The 19329-nt window shown below is 60.7% G+C and carries 20 protein-coding genes and 1 tRNA gene; 13 read left to right on the top strand and 8 right to left on the bottom strand.

Going from position 1 to position 19329, the window contains the following annotated elements:
* Nucleotides 1–626: 626 nt before the first annotated feature.
* Nucleotides 627–1730 carry a tyrosine-type recombinase/integrase gene (locus tag MHK00_RS07025; protein WP_250410962.1) on the top strand — a complete coding sequence of 368 codons (1104 nt, stop codon included), beginning with the start codon at nucleotides 627–629 and terminating at the stop codon, nucleotides 1728–1730.
* Between the two features lie 148 nt (nucleotides 1731–1878).
* Here the strand turns inward: MHK00_RS07025 and MHK00_RS07020 are convergent, their stop codons facing one another.
* Complete coding sequence (locus MHK00_RS07020) at nucleotides 1879–2190, bottom strand: helix-turn-helix domain-containing protein (RefSeq protein ID WP_167315508.1); 312 nt, start codon at nucleotides 2188–2190, stop codon at nucleotides 1879–1881.
* Nucleotides 2191–2355: 165 nt separating this feature from the next.
* Between MHK00_RS07020 and MHK00_RS07015 the strand changes: the two genes are divergently transcribed.
* Both MHK00_RS07015 and MHK00_RS07010 read left to right on the top strand, forming a co-directional pair.
* On the top strand, nucleotides 2356–3240 hold the full coding sequence (locus MHK00_RS07015) for a hypothetical protein (protein WP_250410961.1): 885 nt from the start codon (nucleotides 2356–2358) through the stop codon (nucleotides 3238–3240).
* Nucleotides 3241–3306: 66 nt separating this feature from the next.
* Complete coding sequence (locus MHK00_RS07010) at nucleotides 3307–5007, top strand: hypothetical protein (RefSeq protein ID WP_250410960.1); 1701 nt, start codon at nucleotides 3307–3309, stop codon at nucleotides 5005–5007.
* 220 nt (nucleotides 5008–5227) lie between these two features.
* Here the strand turns inward: MHK00_RS07010 and MHK00_RS07005 are convergent.
* A tRNA-Pro gene (locus MHK00_RS07005) sits at nucleotides 5228–5304 on the bottom strand.
* Nucleotides 5305–5382: 78 nt separating this feature from the next.
* The gene (locus MHK00_RS07000; protein ID WP_250410959.1) at nucleotides 5383–6273 is read right to left on the bottom strand and encodes a metallophosphoesterase; all 891 of its coding nucleotides are present in this window, start codon (nucleotides 6271–6273) and stop codon (nucleotides 5383–5385) included.
* Nucleotides 6274–6306: 33 nt separating this feature from the next.
* Here MHK00_RS07000 and MHK00_RS06995 point away from each other — a divergent pair, with 33 nt between their 5' ends.
* Nucleotides 6307–6771, top strand: coding sequence for a GatB/YqeY domain-containing protein (locus tag MHK00_RS06995; RefSeq protein WP_250410958.1), 465 nt, complete (start codon nucleotides 6307–6309; stop codon nucleotides 6769–6771).
* Nucleotides 6772–6798: 27 nt separating this feature from the next.
* Here the strand turns inward: MHK00_RS06995 and MHK00_RS06990 are convergent, their stop codons facing one another.
* Nucleotides 6799–9306: a transglycosylase domain-containing protein gene (locus MHK00_RS06990; protein ID WP_250410957.1), complete on the bottom strand. Its 2508-nt coding sequence runs from the start codon at nucleotides 9304–9306 to the stop codon at nucleotides 6799–6801.
* Between the two features lie 144 nt (nucleotides 9307–9450).
* Between MHK00_RS06990 and MHK00_RS06985 the strand changes: the two genes are divergently transcribed.
* Genes MHK00_RS06985 through MHK00_RS06970 form a run of 4 tightly spaced genes read left to right on the top strand, consistent with a single transcriptional unit; the run spans nucleotide 9451 to nucleotide 11270 of the window.
* Nucleotides 9451–9774 carry a WhiB family transcriptional regulator gene (locus MHK00_RS06985; RefSeq protein WP_005323132.1) on the top strand — a complete coding sequence of 108 codons (324 nt, stop codon included), beginning with the start codon at nucleotides 9451–9453 and terminating at the stop codon, nucleotides 9772–9774.
* 44 nt (nucleotides 9775–9818) lie between these two features.
* The gene (sp36, locus tag MHK00_RS06980) at nucleotides 9819–9977 is read left to right on the top strand and encodes a Sp36 family protein (protein WP_005323131.1); all 159 of its coding nucleotides are present in this window, start codon (nucleotides 9819–9821) and stop codon (nucleotides 9975–9977) included.
* Nucleotides 9978–10436, top strand: coding sequence for a RidA family protein (locus MHK00_RS06975; RefSeq protein WP_005323130.1), 459 nt, complete (start codon nucleotides 9978–9980; stop codon nucleotides 10434–10436).
* An 18-nt stretch (nucleotides 10437–10454) separates the two neighbouring features.
* On the top strand, nucleotides 10455–11270 hold the full coding sequence (locus MHK00_RS06970) for an MBL fold metallo-hydrolase (protein WP_040424920.1): 816 nt from the start codon (nucleotides 10455–10457) through the stop codon (nucleotides 11268–11270).
* A gap of 220 nt (nucleotides 11271–11490) precedes the next feature.
* On the opposite strand, the gene glxR is transcribed toward MHK00_RS06970, so the two are convergent.
* Nucleotides 11491–12174, bottom strand: a complete 684-nt coding sequence (glxR, locus tag MHK00_RS06965) for a CRP-like cAMP-activated global transcriptional regulator GlxR (protein ID WP_005323128.1) — start codon at nucleotides 12172–12174, stop codon at nucleotides 11491–11493.
* A gap of 340 nt (nucleotides 12175–12514) precedes the next feature.
* Between glxR and nth the strand changes: the two genes are divergently transcribed.
* Genes nth through MHK00_RS06945 form a run of 4 tightly spaced genes read left to right on the top strand, consistent with a single transcriptional unit; the run spans nucleotide 12515 to nucleotide 15696 of the window.
* The gene (nth, locus tag MHK00_RS06960; protein ID WP_250410956.1) at nucleotides 12515–13171 is read left to right on the top strand and encodes an endonuclease III; all 657 of its coding nucleotides are present in this window, start codon (nucleotides 12515–12517) and stop codon (nucleotides 13169–13171) included.
* Nucleotides 13172–13180: 9 nt separating this feature from the next.
* Nucleotides 13181–13744, top strand: a complete 564-nt coding sequence (locus tag MHK00_RS06955; protein ID WP_150851620.1) for a TlpA family protein disulfide reductase — start codon at nucleotides 13181–13183, stop codon at nucleotides 13742–13744.
* A complete protein-coding gene (locus MHK00_RS06950) occupies nucleotides 13741–14442 on the top strand; it encodes an NUDIX hydrolase (RefSeq protein ID WP_250410955.1) in 702 nt (233 codons plus the stop codon). Before MHK00_RS06955 ends, MHK00_RS06950 begins: the two co-directional genes overlap by 4 nt.
* Before the next feature lie 57 nt (nucleotides 14443–14499).
* The gene (locus MHK00_RS06945) at nucleotides 14500–15696 is read left to right on the top strand and encodes a MarP family serine protease (RefSeq protein ID WP_179387294.1); all 1197 of its coding nucleotides are present in this window, start codon (nucleotides 14500–14502) and stop codon (nucleotides 15694–15696) included.
* Here the strand turns inward: MHK00_RS06945 and MHK00_RS06940 are convergent.
* A complete protein-coding gene (locus tag MHK00_RS06940) occupies nucleotides 15693–16607 on the bottom strand; it encodes an alpha/beta fold hydrolase (protein WP_250410954.1) in 915 nt (304 codons plus the stop codon). The two genes, MHK00_RS06945 and MHK00_RS06940, sit on opposite strands and share 4 nt — an antisense overlap.
* Nucleotides 16608–16728: 121 nt before the next feature.
* Nucleotides 16729–17232 carry a phage holin family protein gene (locus MHK00_RS06935; protein ID WP_005323120.1) on the bottom strand — a complete coding sequence of 168 codons (504 nt, stop codon included), beginning with the start codon at nucleotides 17230–17232 and terminating at the stop codon, nucleotides 16729–16731.
* Nucleotides 17233–17340: 108 nt separating this feature from the next.
* Between MHK00_RS06935 and MHK00_RS06930 the strand changes: the two genes are divergently transcribed.
* Nucleotides 17341–18057, top strand: a complete 717-nt coding sequence (locus MHK00_RS06930; RefSeq protein ID WP_250410953.1) for an oxidoreductase — start codon at nucleotides 17341–17343, stop codon at nucleotides 18055–18057.
* Here MHK00_RS06930 and MHK00_RS06925 read toward each other — a convergent pair.
* Nucleotides 18054–18935 carry an HAD family hydrolase gene (locus MHK00_RS06925; protein WP_250410952.1) on the bottom strand — a complete coding sequence of 294 codons (882 nt, stop codon included), beginning with the start codon at nucleotides 18933–18935 and terminating at the stop codon, nucleotides 18054–18056. The two genes, MHK00_RS06930 and MHK00_RS06925, sit on opposite strands and share 4 nt — an antisense overlap.
* Nucleotides 18936–19329 lie beyond the last annotated feature (394 nt).

Below are 19329 nucleotides of genomic sequence, written 5' to 3'. Positions count from 1 at the left end.
TGAACTACCAGCCCGAACCAACGACGCAAACCGCGCCACAACAGCAGAATCCGGAACCCATTTCGACTCCACACAATCACCTAACCCATGTCAGGTGTTTCCACGACCGCTAGAAATCAAGATGTGCGAGGTATGGCAATAAGCCGCGTGAGTTAAGACAAAATTGCGGATACGCAATCGCGCTCGACGGTGGTCACGCTAGTCGGTGCGGGGTGTGGTTGAGGCTCCGCGCAGGTCGCGCACGCATCGGTTAGCCACAACCGGGGGCAGCGGATCTACATGTTGTGGTGGACATAGCTGTGGGCCACAAAGCGGGGCCTTGAAGGACTTGGTGGGTAGGGTTAAGGCCGCGTCCGAGGCTCGCGCGGGGGTACTAAATATGGCATGTCCCTTTTTTGATCTCCACAACATGATGTGGTGGTTCGTCTGGTAGATGTTTGCGGAACCGCAAACATGCAGGCCATATAAGAAATTCCTGCGAAGTTGGCGGTGTGAGGCCACCTGCTTGCCAGATTGCAGATCGGCAAACAAGACTATGTGTAGCGGAGTGCACTGCGTGGCCTAGCTACGTAGCATCCACTACACCGCCCCATTCCACTGCGATCGTGCCGACGAAGGAAAGGCCCATGTCCAGTAACTACACCACCGCCGACTATGAGGCGATCATCGCCAACTACACACCACACGCCGTGCGCTCTGAGCCGTGGAGCCACGTTGCCGACTTCACCCGCGAGTGCGTGCGCGCACTTAACATCACCCCGGATAACACCAGCCCCGACGCACTGCGCAACACGCTCAACTGCGTGTCCAAGCTCGCCGCCTGGGTCTGGGTGAGCTACGGCGTGGTGACTGTTGAGACCGTCTTCCACCCCGACATCATCGGCAACTACTTCCTTGCCGGAGATGGCGCAAAGCTCAGTCCGTCCACCGCTGGAACCCAGCGCTCACTGCTGTGCCGGGTGGCAGAAGCGATCAACGACGACTGGAACCCTGACTACCAGCACCCGATCGCTTACGAGCCAACCCTTGAACCCTATGACAGTTATGCCTGTGACCGGCTGTGGGACTGGGCCGAGTCGCAACCCACCGCTGCCCGCCGCCGCAACTTCACCACGGTATTAGCTCTTACCCTGGGTGCTGGGCTGCGCGCGGGAGAAATCTGCACGCTGCGCGGCAAAGACGTGCGCGTTGACGGCGATGGGGTGCTGCTGTTTCCGCACGGCTACCGCGGGGCTGGCCCGCGCGAGGTGCCACTTTTGAAGTCGCACATCGAGCTTATCCAGCCGGTCATTATGGCTACCCGCCCGGAGGACTACCTGTTCAGGCCGGGCCGGGGCAACGAGAACGTTAGCCAGCTCTCTGCCTACCTGCGCCGGGTAACACCTAGTTCGTCCCCGGATATGGTGCCGGATACCCGCAGGCTGCGCAATACGTGGATTATCGACCGTATTGCAGCAGGAGTGCCCACTGATGTGCTGTGTGCTGCGGCAGGACTAAAGTCTTTGCACCAGTTCGAGGACTATGTGGTTGAAGCCGGAGCTAACCGCCGCCATGCCTACCGGATTCATCTACCCATGGCACCCCAGGTGGAGGCCTGTACGTGCTGTAGCTCGTCTCACGGAGGCTCCCTGAGCTATCCCTGGCGATTGCATATCTGCAAAGTTAAATTGCGGATACGCAAAACTGGTCTCATGGCGCACAGAACCCACCAGGGACGAACCACCCTGTGACCTGCGGGTTTGCTCATGGCCTGAGGTAAGAAGGCACCGCCACCTATTTCGTGGTGTAGGTGTGCTCACCTCTCTAGCCATGAATGACACGCCTGTAACTAATACCCGACTCACCAGTGTTGGAAACATGCAGTTTCCAACACTCGGGTCACTGACTGCCGTATCGGTTGCTGCGATGGTAAGGCCACAAGGCCTTGCCTGTAGTGACCTCGATATTGGCAATGACACGTCCCGTCGGGATCATCTCGCCGCGGATGATTCGGGTGATGGTGGAGGCGGGGATACCGCAGGCATCAGCCAAGTGCTTGGCACTGGGGTAGCTCCCGTTCAGGGTGAGCTGCTGGACGTTGCGGGCAAAGTCCTGCAATTTCCGCATGACCGGATCGTGGGCCTCGATATGGGCATTAGGCCAGTTGGCGTAACGCCTGACCGGAGCTTCGGCGGGAAGGTCGGAAGCCACGAGACCACTTCCTTTGAACCAGATGAAAAAGACGAACCACCTCAGTCTAAATACAGTGAGGTCTACGCTGTGATCGACACACTGACGACACGCGGATTACTCCCACCCACAACTCCTACCGTTGAGCGCAACCGCGAGCGAGTACTCGCGACATACTTTTGCTACATGCGCGATCGCTGGTACGACGACATCGACGTGGATGGTTGCATCTACCTGCTGCGCGATGGCGGGAAGATCCGCACCTACCTACAAGCCCGTACAGAAGATTTATCCAAGCCCAGCCTCAACGCCACCCGTCGGATCCTTAACCGCTGCGCAAGCCATGTCATTGGCCTCAAAGGCGCACTGGAGTGGGCAGAAGAATTGCCGGAGGTCTTTTATCCGGCAGCTAAGGCCCCGCGCCGCGCCTACAACGCCAGCGAACTTATCCGCATTGATGATTGGGTTCACTCCCGCCCGCGCCGCTCGTCGCGGCGCGTGGCCTGCATCATCGTGTCACTGGCCCTGGGTGCTGGCATGTCCACCGAGGAAATCTATCACTGCCGCTATGGCGACTTCACCGACTTTGGCGCGGTACTAGCAGTTCGTGCTCGTGGTGGTCGTGGTATTACGCCGCGTACCGTTCCGCTCACGGCACCTTTTGACGACCTCATGCGCCAGGTGCTTGATGGTGTGGGCGAGGATCGCAGGGACGAACCACTTGTCAAGCCCAACTCAGCGCGCCGCCGCAATGACGCCACAGGCCCGCACCTCATATCTGACTTCATTCACAAAACCAGCGAAAACCCATCGAGTACCGGCCTTGCCCCGACACTTCCTAGGCTGCGCTATACCTGGATCGCCGACCATGCCGCCGAGCGCGTTGACTTTAACCACCTGATCTATGCCACCGGAAGCATCCAGCCGTTCACCCACACTTTTCGGAACATGATAATCGAATCCGGCGCACTGACTGAGGTCGAGTACCGCGAGTGGGCCAAGGGCAACAGGGACGAACCAGACTACCCGCCGCTTCGAGTCGTCGAACCGAGAGCAGGAGGCGAAGTCTAGGTGGCCCACTTCAACACCACACCCACCCCGCTGCTTCGCCTGGACGGAGCTAGCGTCTCTTGGGCATTGACCATCATCGACCGCACCGACATATGCCACCATCTTGACACCTGGCGGCGCGTAGACGGCTACGACCCCACCAAAGGAGGCAGGCCCAAATCCGTTAACGACCGCACCATCCTCGCGCTCTACCTGATTCTGGCGCGCTCTGGTCAACCCATGCACTTGACCACCATGACGACGCTCCTGGCCTCGCCTGATACGACAGACAAGGCTTTAGAACTCCTTAACCTGCCCAGCCGCGATAGGGCACGACGGGTAGGTGACTCTTACGCAACCCAGCACAACAACTGGTACCACCGCCTGTGGCGCGCGCTGCACAGCTTCCTTGATGTCGTTGATCCATTCGACAACATCCCGCATCGCGCCAGGCTTACCCGTGCTGAATTCAACCGGCTGATGGACGAACAAGACCCTGAGCGCCGCGAGGAAAAATGGCAGCGCGCCACCTACGTGTTCAATGAGCTGGTTATGGCTAGCACTCAGGACATGCCCGAAGAATACCGAGCCAACTGGCAGGGAGACCTCACCCTAGACGGAACACTTATTCCAGGCGTGCGCCGTGGAAACAACCGCTGGACGAACAGGCCGGACGATCTCATGTCCTCCGAGCCGGAGGCAGGCTGGTACTCCCGTGACGAGCGACAGGAAACACATGGCGAATCAAAGCGTCGGAGAAACGCCAAGCATGTCTGGGGCTGGGAGGCCACACTTGTTGCCGGAGTCATCCGCGACCAAGGCCCCTATGCTCAACCGCACCTGATTATGGGCATGGCTTTCGACCGGCCCAGCCACAACCCTGCGATCCGTGGGTTGGAAGCCATGCGGCATTTAGCGGAAGATCCTGAGACACCTAAGGGCATAGCGGTGGGCGATCGTGCGTACTTCGCGGTGGCTAAGACCAAAGACTTCCATGAACCACTGCGTAAAAAGGGATACACGCTGGTGGGAGACTACAAAACCAACCAGCTGGGAAAGCGCGGATCCTATGAAACCATGGGGTTAGTTGAAGGTCACTGGTATTGTCCTGCCATGCCGAAACCTCTGGTGGAAGCCACCGAAGACTTCTATGCCGGACGTATTGATGAGGCCACCTACAACCAGCGGATCAACGAGCGCCGCGCCTTTGCCATGCGGCGAAAAGGCAAGGTTCTCCCCGGTGAGAGTCAGAGGTTTATGTGTCCAGGACGAGGTAAAGGAAAGACACTGGCATGTCCCTTGGTGGAAAAGAGTCAGCGCCAGGACGCGAGAGACAGAGGACTACCCTCTATCTCCGGGCCAAATCTATCTACTGCGCGCAAGGCAAAAGGCAAGTGCTGCACTAATAAGGACTCGGTAACCATCCCTAATAAAGAGGGAATGCGCTACCGACAGACTGGCCCTGCTTTTAAGACACCGGAATGGAAGAAAGTGTATGGCACGTGGCGCAACGTGATTGAAACGCGCAACGACTATGTGAAGAACAATCGCGGCGGTGCTGCTATTGGTGACCATACGAGAAGACCTGTACGCGATTTTGCTGCGGCCTTCTTCTATACAGCTCTTGGTGTGGTTGCGGCCAATGTATCTATGATTCGGCGTTTTCTTGGCCGGGTGGAAAGGGACGAAAAGACCCCGCCACCTGGCACGCGAGATCCGCATCCGCCGCGCGATCCGGCGCGCGAGAAGGCAAGCCCGAACGCACCGCCTGCGCGCGAGGCGGCTTAAGACCAACTGAATACTTTTATCCATCTAGCTCGGAAAACCGATAAAGGGTTCCGGGCTATTAGTCGTTTTAGAGGGGACGAACCATGCTGTGTTTGTTATTGGTCAACGCCTGGATCAGAGCGAAAACGACTAAACCCACCGCATCTAAGCGGTGGGTTTATCTGTCGGAGACGGTTTCACAAATGATTTAAGCTAGATTCGCAAAACCGTCGCGGGCTGTTGGTCGGGATAACAGGATTTGAACCTGCGACCTCTTCGTCCCGAACGAAGCGCGCTACCAACCTGCGCCATATCCCGGCGTTCCGCCTTGAAAAGCGGTACCTGGATACTTTAACGCAAGCTGAGCATAATCAACAAAACGGCAGGTGGCTGGGTTTAGTCCACCTCGGTGATTTTCAGCAGAGTGGCGGAAGGGCGGCAGAAGATGCGTACCGGGGCGAATTTGGAGGTGCCCAGACCATTGGAAACATGCATCTTCATCGGGCCGAAGTCGTGGAGGCCCTGCACGCGGTCGCGGTCGATGCCGCAATTGGTAACCAGTGCGCGGGAGCCGGGCAGGCAGATCTGGCCGCCGTGGGTGTGGCCGGACAGGGAAAGTTGGTAGCCATCGTCCGCAAACTTTTCCAGTACGCGGGGCTCGGGGGCGTGGAGGAGGGCCAGCGACAGATCCGCGTCCTCGTTGGGCGGGCCGGCGATTTCGGAGTAGTCATCCAGATCGTGGTGCGGATCGTCCACGCCGGCGGCGGCAAGGCGGACATTGCCCACCTTGAATTCATGCCGGGCCTGGTTGGCATCGCGCCAGCCGTGCTCCAAGAAGGCGGCGCGCATACCGCGCCACGGCAAGTCCACATAGGAGGGCTCGCGCTTTTTGCCCAGCAGGTACTTGAAAGGGTTGACCGGCTGCGGTGCCCAGTAATCATTGGTGCCGAAGACGAAGAGGCCGGGGCGGGCCAGCAACGGGCCGAGGGCACGCAACGTATCGGGAACGGCCTGCTGATCGGAGAGATTATCGCCAGTGTTGACCACGAGGTCCGGCTCTAGGGCGTCGAGGGCAGAAACCCAGGCAATCTTGGTCTCCTGGCCGGGGATCATATGCAGATCAGACAGATGCAGCAGCCGAAATTCTGGCTTGCCACGCAGCGTGCCCTTGGGTAGGAGGGGGAGCGTATATTCCTTGAGCTCGAATTTGGTCAGTTCGCTATAGCCCCATGCCGCGGCGCCCAGGCCGGCAGCGGTGAGGCCGCCAAGAATACGTAAAAGTTTCACGGCTACCACACTACCTGGCGTACATTGATAGGCATGAGCGAGCTAAAGCAAACCATCCGTGCAGATCTGAAAACCGCAATGAAGGCCAAGGAGAAGCAGCGCACCAGCGCCATCCGCGCCTTGCTGGCTGCCATCCAGGCCGAGGAGACTAATGGCTCCCGGCATGAGCTGGAGGACGCCGATATCCTCAAGGTGATTGCGCGCGAAATCAAAAAGCGCCGCGAGTCCGCCGAGGTCTATGAAGAAAATGGCCGTCCAGAGTTGGCTGAAGCCGAACTTGCCGAGGTCCCCTTCTTCGAGGCCTACCAACCCCGCCAGCTGGACGAGTCTGAGCTTAAGGCCCTAGTGAAGGAATCTATCGCGGAGGTTGAGACCGAAAACGGCGAAGCACCCACCATGAAGCAGATGGGTGCAGTAATGAAGGTGGCCAATGCCAAGGCCGCCGGCCAGGCAGATGGCAAGCGCCTGTCCGCCGAGGTCAAGTCCCAGCTGAGTTAAAGCGGGCCAGACCGCAATGGGCGAGGCCTAGCGGCCAAGGAGGCTGCGGACGTCGTTGGCAAAGCTATCGATGTCCTCTTGGCGGATGCCAAAGTCTTCCGGCGAGAACCCGCCACCGGTACCGCCACCGCCGTTGCCCGTTTCGTCGCCTGTGCCGCCAGTCGAGCGGCCCGGGCTCGTAGCACCGTCGGCATTACCGCCGCCGGTGCTATTTTGTGCGCCGGTGGAGTTGGCGTCGGCCACGCCGGAGGAGGGGGATTGGGAGGCCCCGGCGCCGTCGGAAAGCTGCAGCGTAATCTCCGCGCCCTTCTTCTTGCCGTCCTTGCCGGTAATCGCGCGAACCACGCGGCCATAAGGAACATTTCCGCCAATGACCCGGGAGGTCTTGACCACGTAGCCCTTGGACTCCAAGGTCTGGCGGGCCTCGGCCTCGGACTTGCCGCGCAGGCTATCAAGGGTCTTATCGGCCGTGGTGCCGTTGTCGTACTTCTTGTTGTAATTCGGCAGCCCGGCCTTGGTCGCTATCGGCAGCTGCGTAGCCATGCTGAAGAAGGTCTGCGCCGGCTCCAAGCCGCCGTAGAGGTTGCCCCAACCCGCGCACTGGCGCACCGGCCCGGTACATAGCGGGACGGTGGAGGTGCCATCGTTATAGATATACGGCGCGGCGGAAATACCCTCGTTGAATCCCAAGAATGCGGAGGACTGGTTGGACTCGGTGGTACCGGTCTTGGCCGCGATTGGGCTGGAGTAACCGGCCGCTTGGGCGGCATCCTTGGCGGTGCCTTGCTTGGCGTCCTCAGACAAGGCATTGCTCATCGCGCGGGCTACGTCCTTATCAACGGCCTGCTCACACGGGGTTTCCTTGAGATAGACCTCGTTGCCTTCCTTATCCGTGACCTGGGAGATGGGGTTGGGCTCGCACCACTTGCCATCCGCGGCCAGCGTGGCACCCACATTGGAAAGCTCCAGCGGGTTGACCTGGTCCGGGCCCAAGGTGAAGGAGCCGGAGTTGGCCTCCTTGGTGTGCTGGGCAATCGAGGTGTCTTTATCAAAGCTGCCCTTGTCCTCGTAGGAGCGCAGGCCCAAGCGCACGGCCATATCGACGATGGGTGCCACGCCTACCTGCTCCGTGAGCTTGATAAACGGCGTATTGGGGGAGTGTGCCAGCGCTTCCTGCAGCGTCATCGTGGCCTTATAGGCACCAGCGTTTTCCACGCAGTAGCGGTCCGCCGGGCAGCCGGCGGCGCCACCATGACCCAGGCCCTCCGCCTCGTAGCGGGTGGGCACATCCACGGTGTTTTTGATGCCATAGCCCGCTTCGAGCGCGGCCGCGGCGGTAAAGACCTTGAAGACGGAACCTGCACCGTTGCCCACCAAGGAGTAGGGCTGCGGCAGGATGGTCTCATTTTTATCCAGGTCCAGGCCGTAATCGCGCGAGGAGACCATGGCCAGTACCTTGCGGTCCGACCTGCCGGGCTTGATGACGTTCATGACTTCAGCCACGCCCGGGGCATCAGGATTGGTATGGCTTTGGACGGACTCGAGGGCCTTATCCTGCACCGTTGGGTCCAGGGTGGTCTTGATGGTGTAGCCACCGCGCGCCAGCTGCTCCTCGCTAATGCCCTTCTTATCCAGGTATTTCAGCACATAATCACAGAAGAAACCGCGGTCGCCGGCGCCGATGCAGCCATTGGCTAGCGTATTGGGCTTCTTGCCGACGCCCAGCTTCTCCCCCTTATACTTATCCGCTTCCTGTTGCTTGATATAGCCGTTATCCGCCATGGATTGCAGGACCAGGTTGCGCCGGTCGGTTACTTCCTCGGCGTTGGTATAGGGGTTGAGGCGCTCAGAGGATTGGACCATGCCGGCCAGCATTGCTGCCTGCGGCACCGTGAGTTCAGAAGCGTGCGTGCCGAAGTAAGTGCGGGCCGCCGCTTCGACGCCATAGGCATGGTTACCGAAAGACACCAGGTTGAGATAGTTGGTGAGGATGTCATCCTTTTCCAATTCCTCGTCCATCTTGGTGGCCATGCGCATCTCGCGCAGCTTGCGGGCCACGGATTGTTCGGTGGCCGCGGCGCGCTCTTCATCGGTGGTGGCAGAGACTAGCAAGAGGTAGTTCTTGACGTACTGCTGATCGATGGTGGAAGCGCCCTGGGAGACGCCGCCCGACGTCAGGTTGGTCCACAGGGCGCGGAAATTGCCTTGGAAGTCCACGCCTTCGTGATCATAAAAGCGCTCGTCTTCAATGGAGACGATGGCGTTTTTCATGGCCTTAGAGATCTTCTTGCTTTCCACCGGGTGGCGGCGTTGGCTGAAGACATAAGCCATGTCCGTGCCCTTGGCGTCTTTGATCGTGGTGACGCCTGGAATATTGCCGGCAGTCAGATCTTGCAGGTCAGATTGCATGGTTTCGTTAGTGCGGGCAATCGCCACGCCGGAAATGCCCGCGAAGGGGGCAAGAGCCAGGGCGATGAGCGCGCCTACCAAGACCGTAGACAGGGCTATCTTGGCCAAAGATTTGATGACAGTCACGCCCCATACCCTACGTGGTCGCCCTTGGTAGGTGGAAGATCACTCGCACCCCCTAAAGTGTGACGTGTTAGACAATCTTCTACCTGGATGAATAGACTTAGATGCGTTACATAGTATTCCGTCTGGGAAGGAGCACACTCACCCATGACCGTTCGTGTGAAGACTGCTGGAATGTCTAATACAGCCCGAAATCCCGAGCGTGGTGAGTGGGTCACCCAGGCCAAATGCCGCAAGGGCGACCCGGATGCCCTCTTCGTTCGCGGTGCGGAACAGCGCAAGGCGGCCGTCATTTGCCGCCACTGCCCGGTACTGACCGAATGCCGCGCTGATGCCTTGGATAATCGCGTCGAGTTCGGTGTATGGGGCGGGCTGACCGAGCGCCAGCGCCGAGCCCTGCTGCGCAAGAACCCCCACATCACGGATTGGGCTCACTACTTGGCCCAAGGTGGCGAGCTCGTCGGGATTTAGGAATTTAGACGGCGTGGGGCGTATTTAATAGTTAGAATGGGCCCATGACTAAATGGGAATACGCAACCGCACCTGTTCTTACCCACGCCACCAAGCAGATCCTCGATTCTTGGGGTGAAGATGGCTGGGAACTGGTCACCGTCACCCCGGGTCCTAACCCGGAAAACGTCGTGGCCTACTTCAAGCGCGAGGTGGCAGAGTAAATGGGCTTTCATGCTCGCTTGCGGGAGCTGGGGTATGAGCTACCGGGCGTCGCCAAGCCGTTAGCTTCCTATGTGCCGGCCGTGCGCGTGGGTGATCAGGTCTGGACCTCTGGCCAGCTTCCCCTCGTGGAAGGCGCCCTGCCGCTCACCGGCAAGGTTGGCGCCGAAGTCACCACGGAACAAGCCCAGGAACAGGCACGCATCGCGGCGCTGAATGCGCTTGCCGCTATCGATGACGAAGTTGGCCTGGACAATATCTCCCGCGTGGTAAAGATCGTAGGGTTTGTGGCCTCCGATCCGTCCTATGAGGAGCAACCGGCAGTAATCAATGGTGCCTCCGATTTCATCGGTGAGGTCTTTGGGGATGCTGGAAAGCATGCTCGCTCCGCTGTGGGCGTGGCCGCGTTGCCTAAAAACGCCCCGGTAGAGATCGAACTAATCGTAGAAATTACTGCTTGATCGGATAGGCTAGTAACTATGGAGCACCCCGCATATAGTCAATTGCGTCCCGTCAGCCAATCCGTTGGCGTAGTCCTTTGTGATAACCCCAGCTACACCGCCCTTGAGGGTACGAATACGTGGATTATTCGCGCCGCTGAAGACTCTCGGGCGATCGTCGTAGATCCGGGTCCCGAGGATGAAGGCCATCTCAACGTTGTGCACCGCAACGCAGGTGAGGTGGCTTTGATTTTGATTACCCACCGCCACGATGACCACGCTTCGGGCGCACAACGCTTGCGGCAGATGACCGGCGCCCCCATCCGCGCCTTCGATCCGAGCTACTGCAATGGTGCCGAGGCCCTTCAGGACGGCGAGCACATCTCCCTCGATGGCATCACCCCAAGTCTCGAGGTCGTGCACACCCCAGGCCATACTGCGGATTCCACCTGCTTCTTTGTGTGGAGCGAGGAGGTAGGAAATTCCCGCCTCGAAGGCATTATCTCTGGTGACACCATCGCCGGCCGCCACACCGTTCTCCTTTCGGAGACGGACGGTAACTTGGCCGATTACCTGCACACCCTCGACACCTTGGAAGAGCGTGGTAAGGATATTGCGCTGTTCCCAGGACACGGTCCGGACTTGGATGACACCTCTCAGGTGGCCCGCAAGTACATTGACCGCCGCCACTACCGTCTTGACCAGATTAAAGAGATCCGCTCCCGCCTAGGCGATGATGTGGATTTGAATACCCTGGTCAACGAGATGTATGACGATGTGGACCCAGTGCTGCGCCACGCTGCGGAGCAGTCCACGCGCACCGCGCTGAAGTACTTGGACGGCGAGGCTAAATAAGCCTATCTCAGTTTGCCCCTCTTCCTCTTTGGTGGGAAGAGGGGCTTAATTGTGCTGTGGGCTGAGGCAGGAGGCGCGCAGTGCCGACGTACGGCCGCGGTGGGGCCCGCAGGCGGTGCGGAGTGGAGCGTACCGTGGCCACAAGTGCGGTGCGGAACTGGTTAAAAGGGGGTAAAACCAGCGAAACCCCGCCGGAGCGGGGTAGCGAACTGGCGCGGTCTTAGCGAGCGCGGCGGGCGAGGTGCTCGGTATCGACGATGAGCACGGACTTGCCCTCGAGGCGGATCCAACCGCGGTGCGCGAAGGTGGCCAGCGCCTTGTTGACGGTCTCACGGGAAGCGCCCACCAGCTGGGCAATCTCTTCCTGGGTCAGGTCGTGGTTTACGCGCAGGGCGCTGCCTTCCTGAACACCGAAGCGGTTAGCCAGCTGCAGCAAGGTCTTTGCCACGCGGCCCGGAACGTCAGTGAAGATGAGGTCAGCCAGGTTAGCGTTGGTGCGGCGCAGGCGGCGTGCCAGCACGCGCAGCAGCTGCTGGGCGATTTCGGGGTGGTCACCAACCCACTTCTTGAGCAGCTCGGAGTTCATGGTGGCGGCCTGAACCTCGGTCACGCACACGGCGGAGGAGGTGCGCGGGCCCGGATCGAAGATGGACAGCTCGCCAAACATATCGGATGGGCCCATGACCGTCAGCAGGTTTTCGCGGCCGTCCGGGGCGTGGCGGGCGAGCTTAATCTTGCCCGAGGTGATGATGTACAAGCGGTCACCGGGCTCGCCTTCGTCGAAGATGGTGGTTCCGCGCGGGTAGCGCACGGTCTCCATCTGCTCGATAAGGTGCTGCACTGCAACGGGATCAACGCCTTGGAAGATTCCGGCGCGGGAGAGGATGTCCTGTACGCCTTCCACGTTTTACTCCTTGGATGTCGACTGCGAAAGTCCATAGATGAGCCTGTGCCACATCTGGGTGCGGTCTTTCATGCACTCGACAATGCGGAACAAGCGGGGTCACTGTGTACCGCGTTTCATCTTACAGTGTAATTGGTCACTTTTGGTACTTCACAGAAATTTTGTCACACTATAGAAACTCTACTCGTGCTAGTGCACGGTTCAGGCCAGCAGTTTTGCGGCCTAGTCAGCAAAAACGACTGCCTCGAGCTTTTCCATCAGGAGGGCGAAAAGGGCGATGGCAAGTGGTACCAGAATCACGAGTGAAATCATGTTTTCCTAGTCTACTAAGCTAAACCCCATGAATTCAGCACTGTCAGCGGCCAGCGCGCCGGAGTTGCGCGCACCGGAGGTAAATCGGCGTTTGGCGCAGGAGTACCCGGATGCACGGTGTGCCTTGGATTATGACTCCCCGCTGCAGCTGCTCATTGCCACCGTTCTTTCCGCACAATGCACGGATGAACGCGTGAATTCGGTGACCCCTGAACTCTTTGCCCGCTACCCCGAGGCGGCGGATTATGCGGCCGCGCAGCGTTCGGACTTGGAGAGCATCCTGCGGCCGTTGGGCTTTCAGCGCGCCAAGGCGGGACACCTTTTGGGCATCGGGGAGAAGCTGGTGGCAGATTTTCAAGGCGAAGTCCCGCGCACGGTCAAGGAACTGACCAGCTTGCCCGGTGTTGGTCGCAAGACCGCACTGGTGGTGCTCGGAAATGCCTTCGGGATCCCCGGACTGACCGTGGATACGCACTTTAGCCGCCTCATGCAGCGGCTCGGGCTGACGGGGGAGAAGACGCCGGTAAAGATTGAGCGGGACATCGCTAAGCTCGTGCCAGAAGAAGAGTGGACGATGTTTTCACACCGCGTCATCTTCCACGGGCGCCAGGTATGTCATGCGCGCACGCCGGAGTGCGATGCATGCGTTCTGCGGGATATGTGTCCAGCCGCTCGTGGGCGCTAGGCTAACGGTATGAAGAACTACGTCCTTGGCACGGTGATTGCCGCGATCCTCATCGCCGTCATTGCGGTAGCTGGGGTCTCGCAGTTGCGGGGCGGGGACGGATCCGAGGAGGCGTCGCCAAGCGAGGCTCCTTCGCAAGAAGTCCCGCAGCGCCCGGACTGCCCGGCCGGCACCGTGGCCGGGGTGGAGCTGGAATGCTTGGGCGGTGCGGCCGCCGGAAAGCCCGCCGATGAGGGCATAGCCGTGGTTAACGTGTGGGCGTGGTGGTGCGAGCCGTGCCGCGCGGAACTTCCCTACCTGCAGGATGTGGCGGAAGCGCATCCGGACTGGCAGGTCGTGGGCGTGCACGCGGATAAGAACGCGGGAAACGGTGCAGCTTTCTTGAATGACTTGGGCGTCGAGCTGCCGAGCTTCCAGGATTCGGATAATAAGTTTGCCGGTGAGCTGGGCCTGCCGGGCGTGGTGCCGGTGACGGTGGTACTCAAGGACGGTGAGGTGCGCAAGCAATTTGCGCAGCCGTTTAGCTCCGCAGCGGAGATTGAAAAGGCCGTGGAGGAGGCGATTGCGGCATGAGTCAACTCCTTCCCGAGCGCACGCCAGAATGGCTCAAGCCGGCGCTGGGGGTAGACCCCAGCCAGGTGCAAGAGCTCATTGGCAACCGCCAGGCTTCGTCCCTCAATGGCACTAATGTGCAGGTGCCGGTCAAGCGGGAAGCAGCCGTGCTCATGCTGCTGAGCGGCCAGAGCGCGGAGGAGGCCAGGATTTTGCTCACGCATCGCTCGCCGTCCATGCGCTCGCACTCGGGCCAGATTGCCTTTCCCGGCGGACGCCGGGATCCCGCCGATACCTCCTTGGTGGATACCGCGCTGCGGGAAGCCTGGGAGGAAACGGATCTGCAGCGCAACTCCGTGACCCCGCTGGAGCAGTGGGAGCAGCTGCATATCCGCGCCACCGGCAATCCGGTGAGCCCCATTTTGGCGCATTGGACCCAGCCGGGGGAGGTCTATCCCGCCAGCCCCGATGAAACCGATGACGTGTTTCTCGTGCCTATCCGGGAGCTGGTCGATACGCGCAACCGCTTCATGGTGGGCTTTAGAAAATGGCAAGGACCAGCATTTCACGCCAATGGTTACGTCATTTGGGGCTTTACCGCCGGCGTGCTCTCGGCACTATTGCAGCACGCCGGGTGGAGCGTTCCATGGGATAACAATTCAGTCATGGACCTGCGTGACTCCCTCACAAACTCCCGCAATAATGAGAAGATGTCCTAACCGCTGGTGCCGCGGTACGTATACGTCTTAAACCCCAGATAGAAAGAACCCATAGCCATGACTCCTGCGCTCATCGTTGACGGCCTGATTGTGGTCGCCGTCCTCATAGCGCTCCTGAGCGGGTGGCGCAATGGCGCCCTCGCGGCGGTATTGGCCTCCATAGGTGTGGGCGCTGGGGTAGTGCTAGGCATTGCCGTGGCCCCGGCCGCCCTGCGCCTGGTGGATCAGCCCTCGCTGCGCTTGCTGCTATTGGTGGGAATCCTGGTGCTTTTTGTGGGCATCGGGCAGCTCATTGGATCTTCGTTGGGCGGCAGCGTGCGCGATCGCATGAAGGCGCGCAAGACGCAGCGCCTTGATTCCGCCGTGGGTGCGGTTTTTCAAGCCTTTGCCGCCTTGGTGGTTATTTGGCTCATTTCTATCCCTGTGGCCACCAATTTAGGCGGTGCGGCCGGCCAGGGCCTGCGCGATTCCCGCATCTTGAGCAACCTCAATTCGGCCGCGCCAGCGCGGGTAGCGGCGTTGCCCAATGGCGTGGCGGCGATGCTCAATGAGTCCGGCTTGCCGCCGCTGGTCTCGCCGTGGCAAAACTCGATTAGCACCGAGGAAGTAGAAGAGCCGGACCCAGACGTGGAGGATCCGGAGATGGTGCGGCGCATGCGGCCGTCTATCATTCACGTGCTTGGCGACGCCGAAGAGTGCTCCCGCCGCCTCATGGGTTCCGGCTTCGTGGCGGCCGATGACTACGTGATCACCAATGCTCACGTAGTGGCCGGCACGCAGACCGTGCGCTTGGATACCAAGGTGGGCCTCAAGGACGCGACCGTGGTCTACTACAACCCGGATGTGGATGTGGCGGTGCTGCACTCGCGCGACCTGGGCATCGATCCGCTGCCCTGGGCCCAGGCCCCGGCCCAGACGGGCGATGATGCCATGGTCATGGGCTTCCCGCACTCCGGGCCTTTCGACGCCGAGATGGCGCGCGTGCGCGATCGCATCACCATTTCCGGCCCGGATATCTACTCGCATGGTCGCGTGGAACGCGATTCCTACACCGTGCGCGGCAAGATCCAACAAGGAAATTCCGGCGGACCGCTGGTCAACACGGCCGGCGAGGTCCTCGGTGTGGTCTTTGGCGCCTCGGTGGATGATTCCGAGACGGGCTATGCCTTAACCGCCGATGAAGTCAACGCCCAGATCGGAGACATCACGCAGCTTACCCACCCGGTTGATACCGGGGAGTGCGTGGCGCACTAGCAGTGTTCTTGTAGCCAGGCCGCTAGCGTGGAAACGAAATCCGCCGGTGCTTCCAGGTGCGGAAGGTTCTTCGCGCCGGGGATGGTCGTGGTGGTAAATCCGCGGCGGGCGCGCGAGGCGGCGCGGCGGACCACGGGGTTCCACAGTCGCTGCTGGGCGTGGATGAAGAGCACGGGGCGCTCTACTGCTAGTTCCACCCAGGTCAAGGGAACCACGGCGGTGCGCATGCGGTGGTTCCACAAGATTCCACGGCGGACGCTGCCGATGCGGGAGGCGCGCAGGCGGAGATCGAGGATGCGGTCTAGGGTAGCGTCGGCAAGCGAAGGCCCCGTATCCAGCTCCAGCTCTTTGCGGTAGGCGCGCGGGCTAAGTAGTAGGTTCTGGGCGCGGGTAACGCGCGGCAGGCGGCACAGCAGCGAGCGCAGGTTAATCCAGCCAAAATCCCACGGCCGGGCGGCAATCGCGCGGCGCAGATCCACCGGGTGGGCGGCGGAAATGGAGGCCAGGCCGCGCACCCGCTCAGGGCGTTCTGCGGCCAAACACCATGCCACGGCGCCACCCGTATCGGCGCCCACCACAAAGGCATCGTCATGGCCCAAGGCCTGAATGAGCCCGCTAATATCGCCCACCAAGGTGCGGATATCCTGCCCCGCATCAATGGGCGGCTTATCGGACATGCCAAAGCCCCGCATATCCACGGCCGCGACGTGGAAGCCACGTTGGGCAAGCGGCGCTACGACGTCCTGATAGTCGAACCACCCGCCAAAAGCGCCGTGGATGAGCACCACGAGTGGTTGCGTGCTATCGCCCGCCGTGGCGACGTGCAGGCGGATGCCGCGGGTGTGGACGAACTCATGCGCATAAGGTCCATCCAGCTCCACCGTTGAGGGAGGCAGGGGTGCGAAGGCCATGGTGCCGCCTTTCTATAGTTGGGGCAGAAACGGTAGAGAAAAGGGGGAGGAAGTACACAAAATCCGCCCCAGGCTAGCTAGGGCGGATAGAGGGGTGCACGTACGCGTGGCGCCTGCCGGTTTAGGTGTAGAGGCCGTGGGTGTTCTTACGGTCCAGGGACTTCTGCGCCTTGCCCGGAACCAGGTTCTTGAGCTCCTTGGTGGAGTCAATGGTCTTTTGCGGGGCCTTGACCTGCTTGACGTTCTTCAGACCAACGAAAGCCAGGATGCCGGCGAGGACGATCATGATCAAGAAGACGATCAGGAACGCAGCCCAGCGGTCCAACCAGACGGCGAGAAGCTCGGCCAGGAAGAAGAAAAAGAAGAAGGAGCTATACAGCGCGATGGTGCCTGCGCCGCCGAAGAGGCCTGCACCGATGCCGCCCTTCTTAGCGGACTCTGCCAGCTCGGTCTTGGCTAGCTCCACCTCGGAGCGCACGAGCTGGGACATCTGCTCGGTGGCGTTGGAGACCAGCTGGCCTACCGAGGTCTCGGACGAGGACGTATCCACGTCACTCAAAGGGATAGAGTTCACCTTCGGTGCAAATTGATCAGTACCGTCGGTAAAAAGTCCGTCGTTGCTCACGATTAATTCTCCTCGCGTTTATCTAAACCTTGTAATGTCCCCAATAATAATGGAATCACTATTATCCCATGGTGCCACGCATACTTAGGGACTTCCACGGCTATCCTAATGGATATGTCAGAAAATGACGCGTTATCCCCGCTGTTTCGCCTGCCGGGGGTGAAAGAAAGTGCAGAAAAGGCCGCCGCTGCCATTGCCCGCGCACACCGCCGACCTGCAGGATTGCGCAAGTTTGAGGTCATCTCTGCGGAGTCCCTCATGCGCGGCGCCCGTGCCAGCGTGGCGCTGGACGGCCACGTCATCCCCCCACATCCGGGACCGGAAGATATGGAAGAAGGGCCGCTGGCCAGCGCTGTCAGTGCCTATTCCGTGGCCGCCCCGGAACTCTTAGATGCCACGGTGCGCTCCTTTGCCCGGGCACCGCTGCAGGTGCTGGCCCGCATCGATGTCGCGGCCGGCGGTACCGGCATTCCGGCCGGCGAGAGTGCGCGCTTGCAAGGGCTGGGCCGGCTCATCGCGCAGGGTGGCGGTCCTGCCTTCGATCTCTTGCTGCCGAGTGTGGTCCATGCCGAGATTGCCGCCGGCGAGTTCTTTGGCCCTCGCAGTGGCCTCGTCGCCCGCGTTGCCTCCCGCCTCGCCGCGGTGCATACGGGCTTTGACCCGCGCGGTTTCGCCGTGCCCGAGGTTTACTACACCCGCCACCGCGCCGAGTATGCCGCCGCGGTGGGCAATTACCGCACCGCGCTTGCCGACGCCCTCTTAACCCACCTCGCCGCCTGGACCGCCGGCGGCCAAGAAGCCGACGCGATTGCCCGCGCGGCCTAAGAGACGCGCCGTGGGCCCCGCTTGGGCGGGCCGGGGCGGCCCGGGTGCTGGGCGAGCCACAGGCCAGCGCCGATAACTGCCGCGGTACCTGCCAGAACGGAGGCGCCGATTCCAATTTCTTTGGCGGTCGGTGCAGGCAGGAGCGGCACTGGGTCCTTAAAGAGGCGGATCTCCCACTCGTGGGCGAGGGCGTGGCGCTTTAGTTGCTTGTCCGGGTTGACGGCGACGGGGTGGCCTACCTTTTCCAGCATCGGGATATCCGTAGCGGAATCCGAGTAGGCGTAGCTGGCATGAAGGTCGAGGTTTTCTGCCGCTGCGGTCCGCTCCAGTGCCTCTGCTTTAGTAGGACCCTTGCAATAGAAGAGCACCTCCCCGGTAAAGCGCCCGTTCTCCTCTGCTAATTCGGTGGCGATGACGTGCTCGACGCCGAGTTCCTCTGCGATGATGTCCACCAGCACGGCCGCGGAGGCAGAGACGATGACCACGTGGTGGCCAGCGGCGCGGTGGGCGCGGATAAGCTCGCGGGCCTCGGCATAAATGGAGGGCGTGACCACGTGGTGCATGGTCTCGCGGGCGATGGCGCGCACCTCGTCCACGGACCAGCCCGTGACCAGTGCGGTGAGCTGGTCGCGGGTGGAATCCATGCCTTCGCTGGTTAGACCAGAAAACATATAGGTGGCCTTAGCAAGTGATAGCTGCAGTGCTTCGGCCGGCGAGATGAGCCCGTTGTGGAGGAATTCGCGACCAAACGCATAGGCCGAGGAGGTGGCGATGATGGTCTTGTCCAGATCGAAAAACGCCGCGGTGCGTGCGGGGTCGCCGCCAGCGCGGGTGGTGTCGGCGCGGCGGGGATGACGGGGCTCGCGGGAAGTAGTCATGATGTGCTGCCGAGTGTAGCCGCCCTCAGCGCTTGCTGGTGTAGAAGTGGCTGACGTTAACGGTGATTTGTATGCCACTAATGTGGGATTGGGAACCCGCGTGGGGGTGGCGCTGAGTGAACATGCATTCGGTGCAGGTCAGCGCCGTGACCGTGGAAATCTGCTGTTAGCTGTTGTGATTGGGTGGCGAACATGTCATAATAATGCGTGCAAGGCCCCGATATACTGTGCGGCCTGCCCCGGCTCACCCCCCCGAGGCCGGGTTACTGACGGCCCGCGCGCACACCCCCCCGATGCGCGGGCCGTCACCTATATCTACCGCCGTGCGGTGCCGGTTATCCACAGAATTTTGGTTGAAACGACAACCAAATCGCGCCTACATGGTGACGTCTGG

The organism is Corynebacterium tuberculostearicum (genome assembly GCF_022347385.1).
Taxonomy (GTDB): domain Bacteria; phylum Actinomycetota; class Actinomycetes; order Mycobacteriales; family Mycobacteriaceae; genus Corynebacterium; species Corynebacterium tuberculostearicum_M.
The sequence above is the reverse complement of the archived record's forward strand: the minus strand, read 5'-3'. Positions and strand labels throughout refer to the sequence as shown.

What these genes read in the sequence shown, in the direction of transcription:
- MHK00_RS07025 (WP_250410962.1), top strand. Translation starts at nt 627, where the DNA reads ATGTCCAGTAACTACACCACCGCCGACTATGAGGCGATCATCGCCAAC.
- MHK00_RS07015 (WP_250410961.1), top strand. Translation starts at nt 2,356, where the DNA reads ATGCGCGATCGCTGGTACGACGACATCGACGTGGATGGTTGCATCTAC.
- MHK00_RS06995 (WP_250410958.1), top strand. Translation starts at nt 6,307, where the DNA reads ATGAGCGAGCTAAAGCAAACCATCCGTGCAGATCTGAAAACCGCAATG.
- MHK00_RS06985 (WP_005323132.1), top strand. Translation starts at nt 9,451, where the DNA reads ATGACCGTTCGTGTGAAGACTGCTGGAATGTCTAATACAGCCCGAAAT.
- sp36 (WP_005323131.1), top strand. Translation starts at nt 9,819, where the DNA reads ATGACTAAATGGGAATACGCAACCGCACCTGTTCTTACCCACGCCACC.
- MHK00_RS06975 (WP_005323130.1), top strand. Translation starts at nt 9,978, where the DNA reads ATGGGCTTTCATGCTCGCTTGCGGGAGCTGGGGTATGAGCTACCGGGC.
- MHK00_RS06970 (WP_040424920.1), top strand. Translation starts at nt 10,455, where the DNA reads ATGGAGCACCCCGCATATAGTCAATTGCGTCCCGTCAGCCAATCCGTT.
- nth (WP_250410956.1), top strand. Translation starts at nt 12,515, where the DNA reads ATGAATTCAGCACTGTCAGCGGCCAGCGCGCCGGAGTTGCGCGCACCG.
- MHK00_RS06955 (WP_150851620.1), top strand. Translation starts at nt 13,181, where the DNA reads ATGAAGAACTACGTCCTTGGCACGGTGATTGCCGCGATCCTCATCGCC.
- MHK00_RS06950 (WP_250410955.1), top strand. Translation starts at nt 13,741, where the DNA reads ATGAGTCAACTCCTTCCCGAGCGCACGCCAGAATGGCTCAAGCCGGCG.
- MHK00_RS06945 (WP_179387294.1), top strand. Translation starts at nt 14,500, where the DNA reads ATGACTCCTGCGCTCATCGTTGACGGCCTGATTGTGGTCGCCGTCCTC.
- MHK00_RS06940 (WP_250410954.1), bottom strand. Translation starts at nt 16,607, where the DNA reads ATGGCCTTCGCACCCCTGCCTCCCTCAACGGTGGAGCTGGATGGACCT.
- MHK00_RS06930 (WP_250410953.1), top strand. Translation starts at nt 17,341, where the DNA reads ATGGATATGTCAGAAAATGACGCGTTATCCCCGCTGTTTCGCCTGCCG.
- MHK00_RS06925 (WP_250410952.1), bottom strand. Translation starts at nt 18,935, where the DNA reads ATGACTACTTCCCGCGAGCCCCGTCATCCCCGCCGCGCCGACACCACC.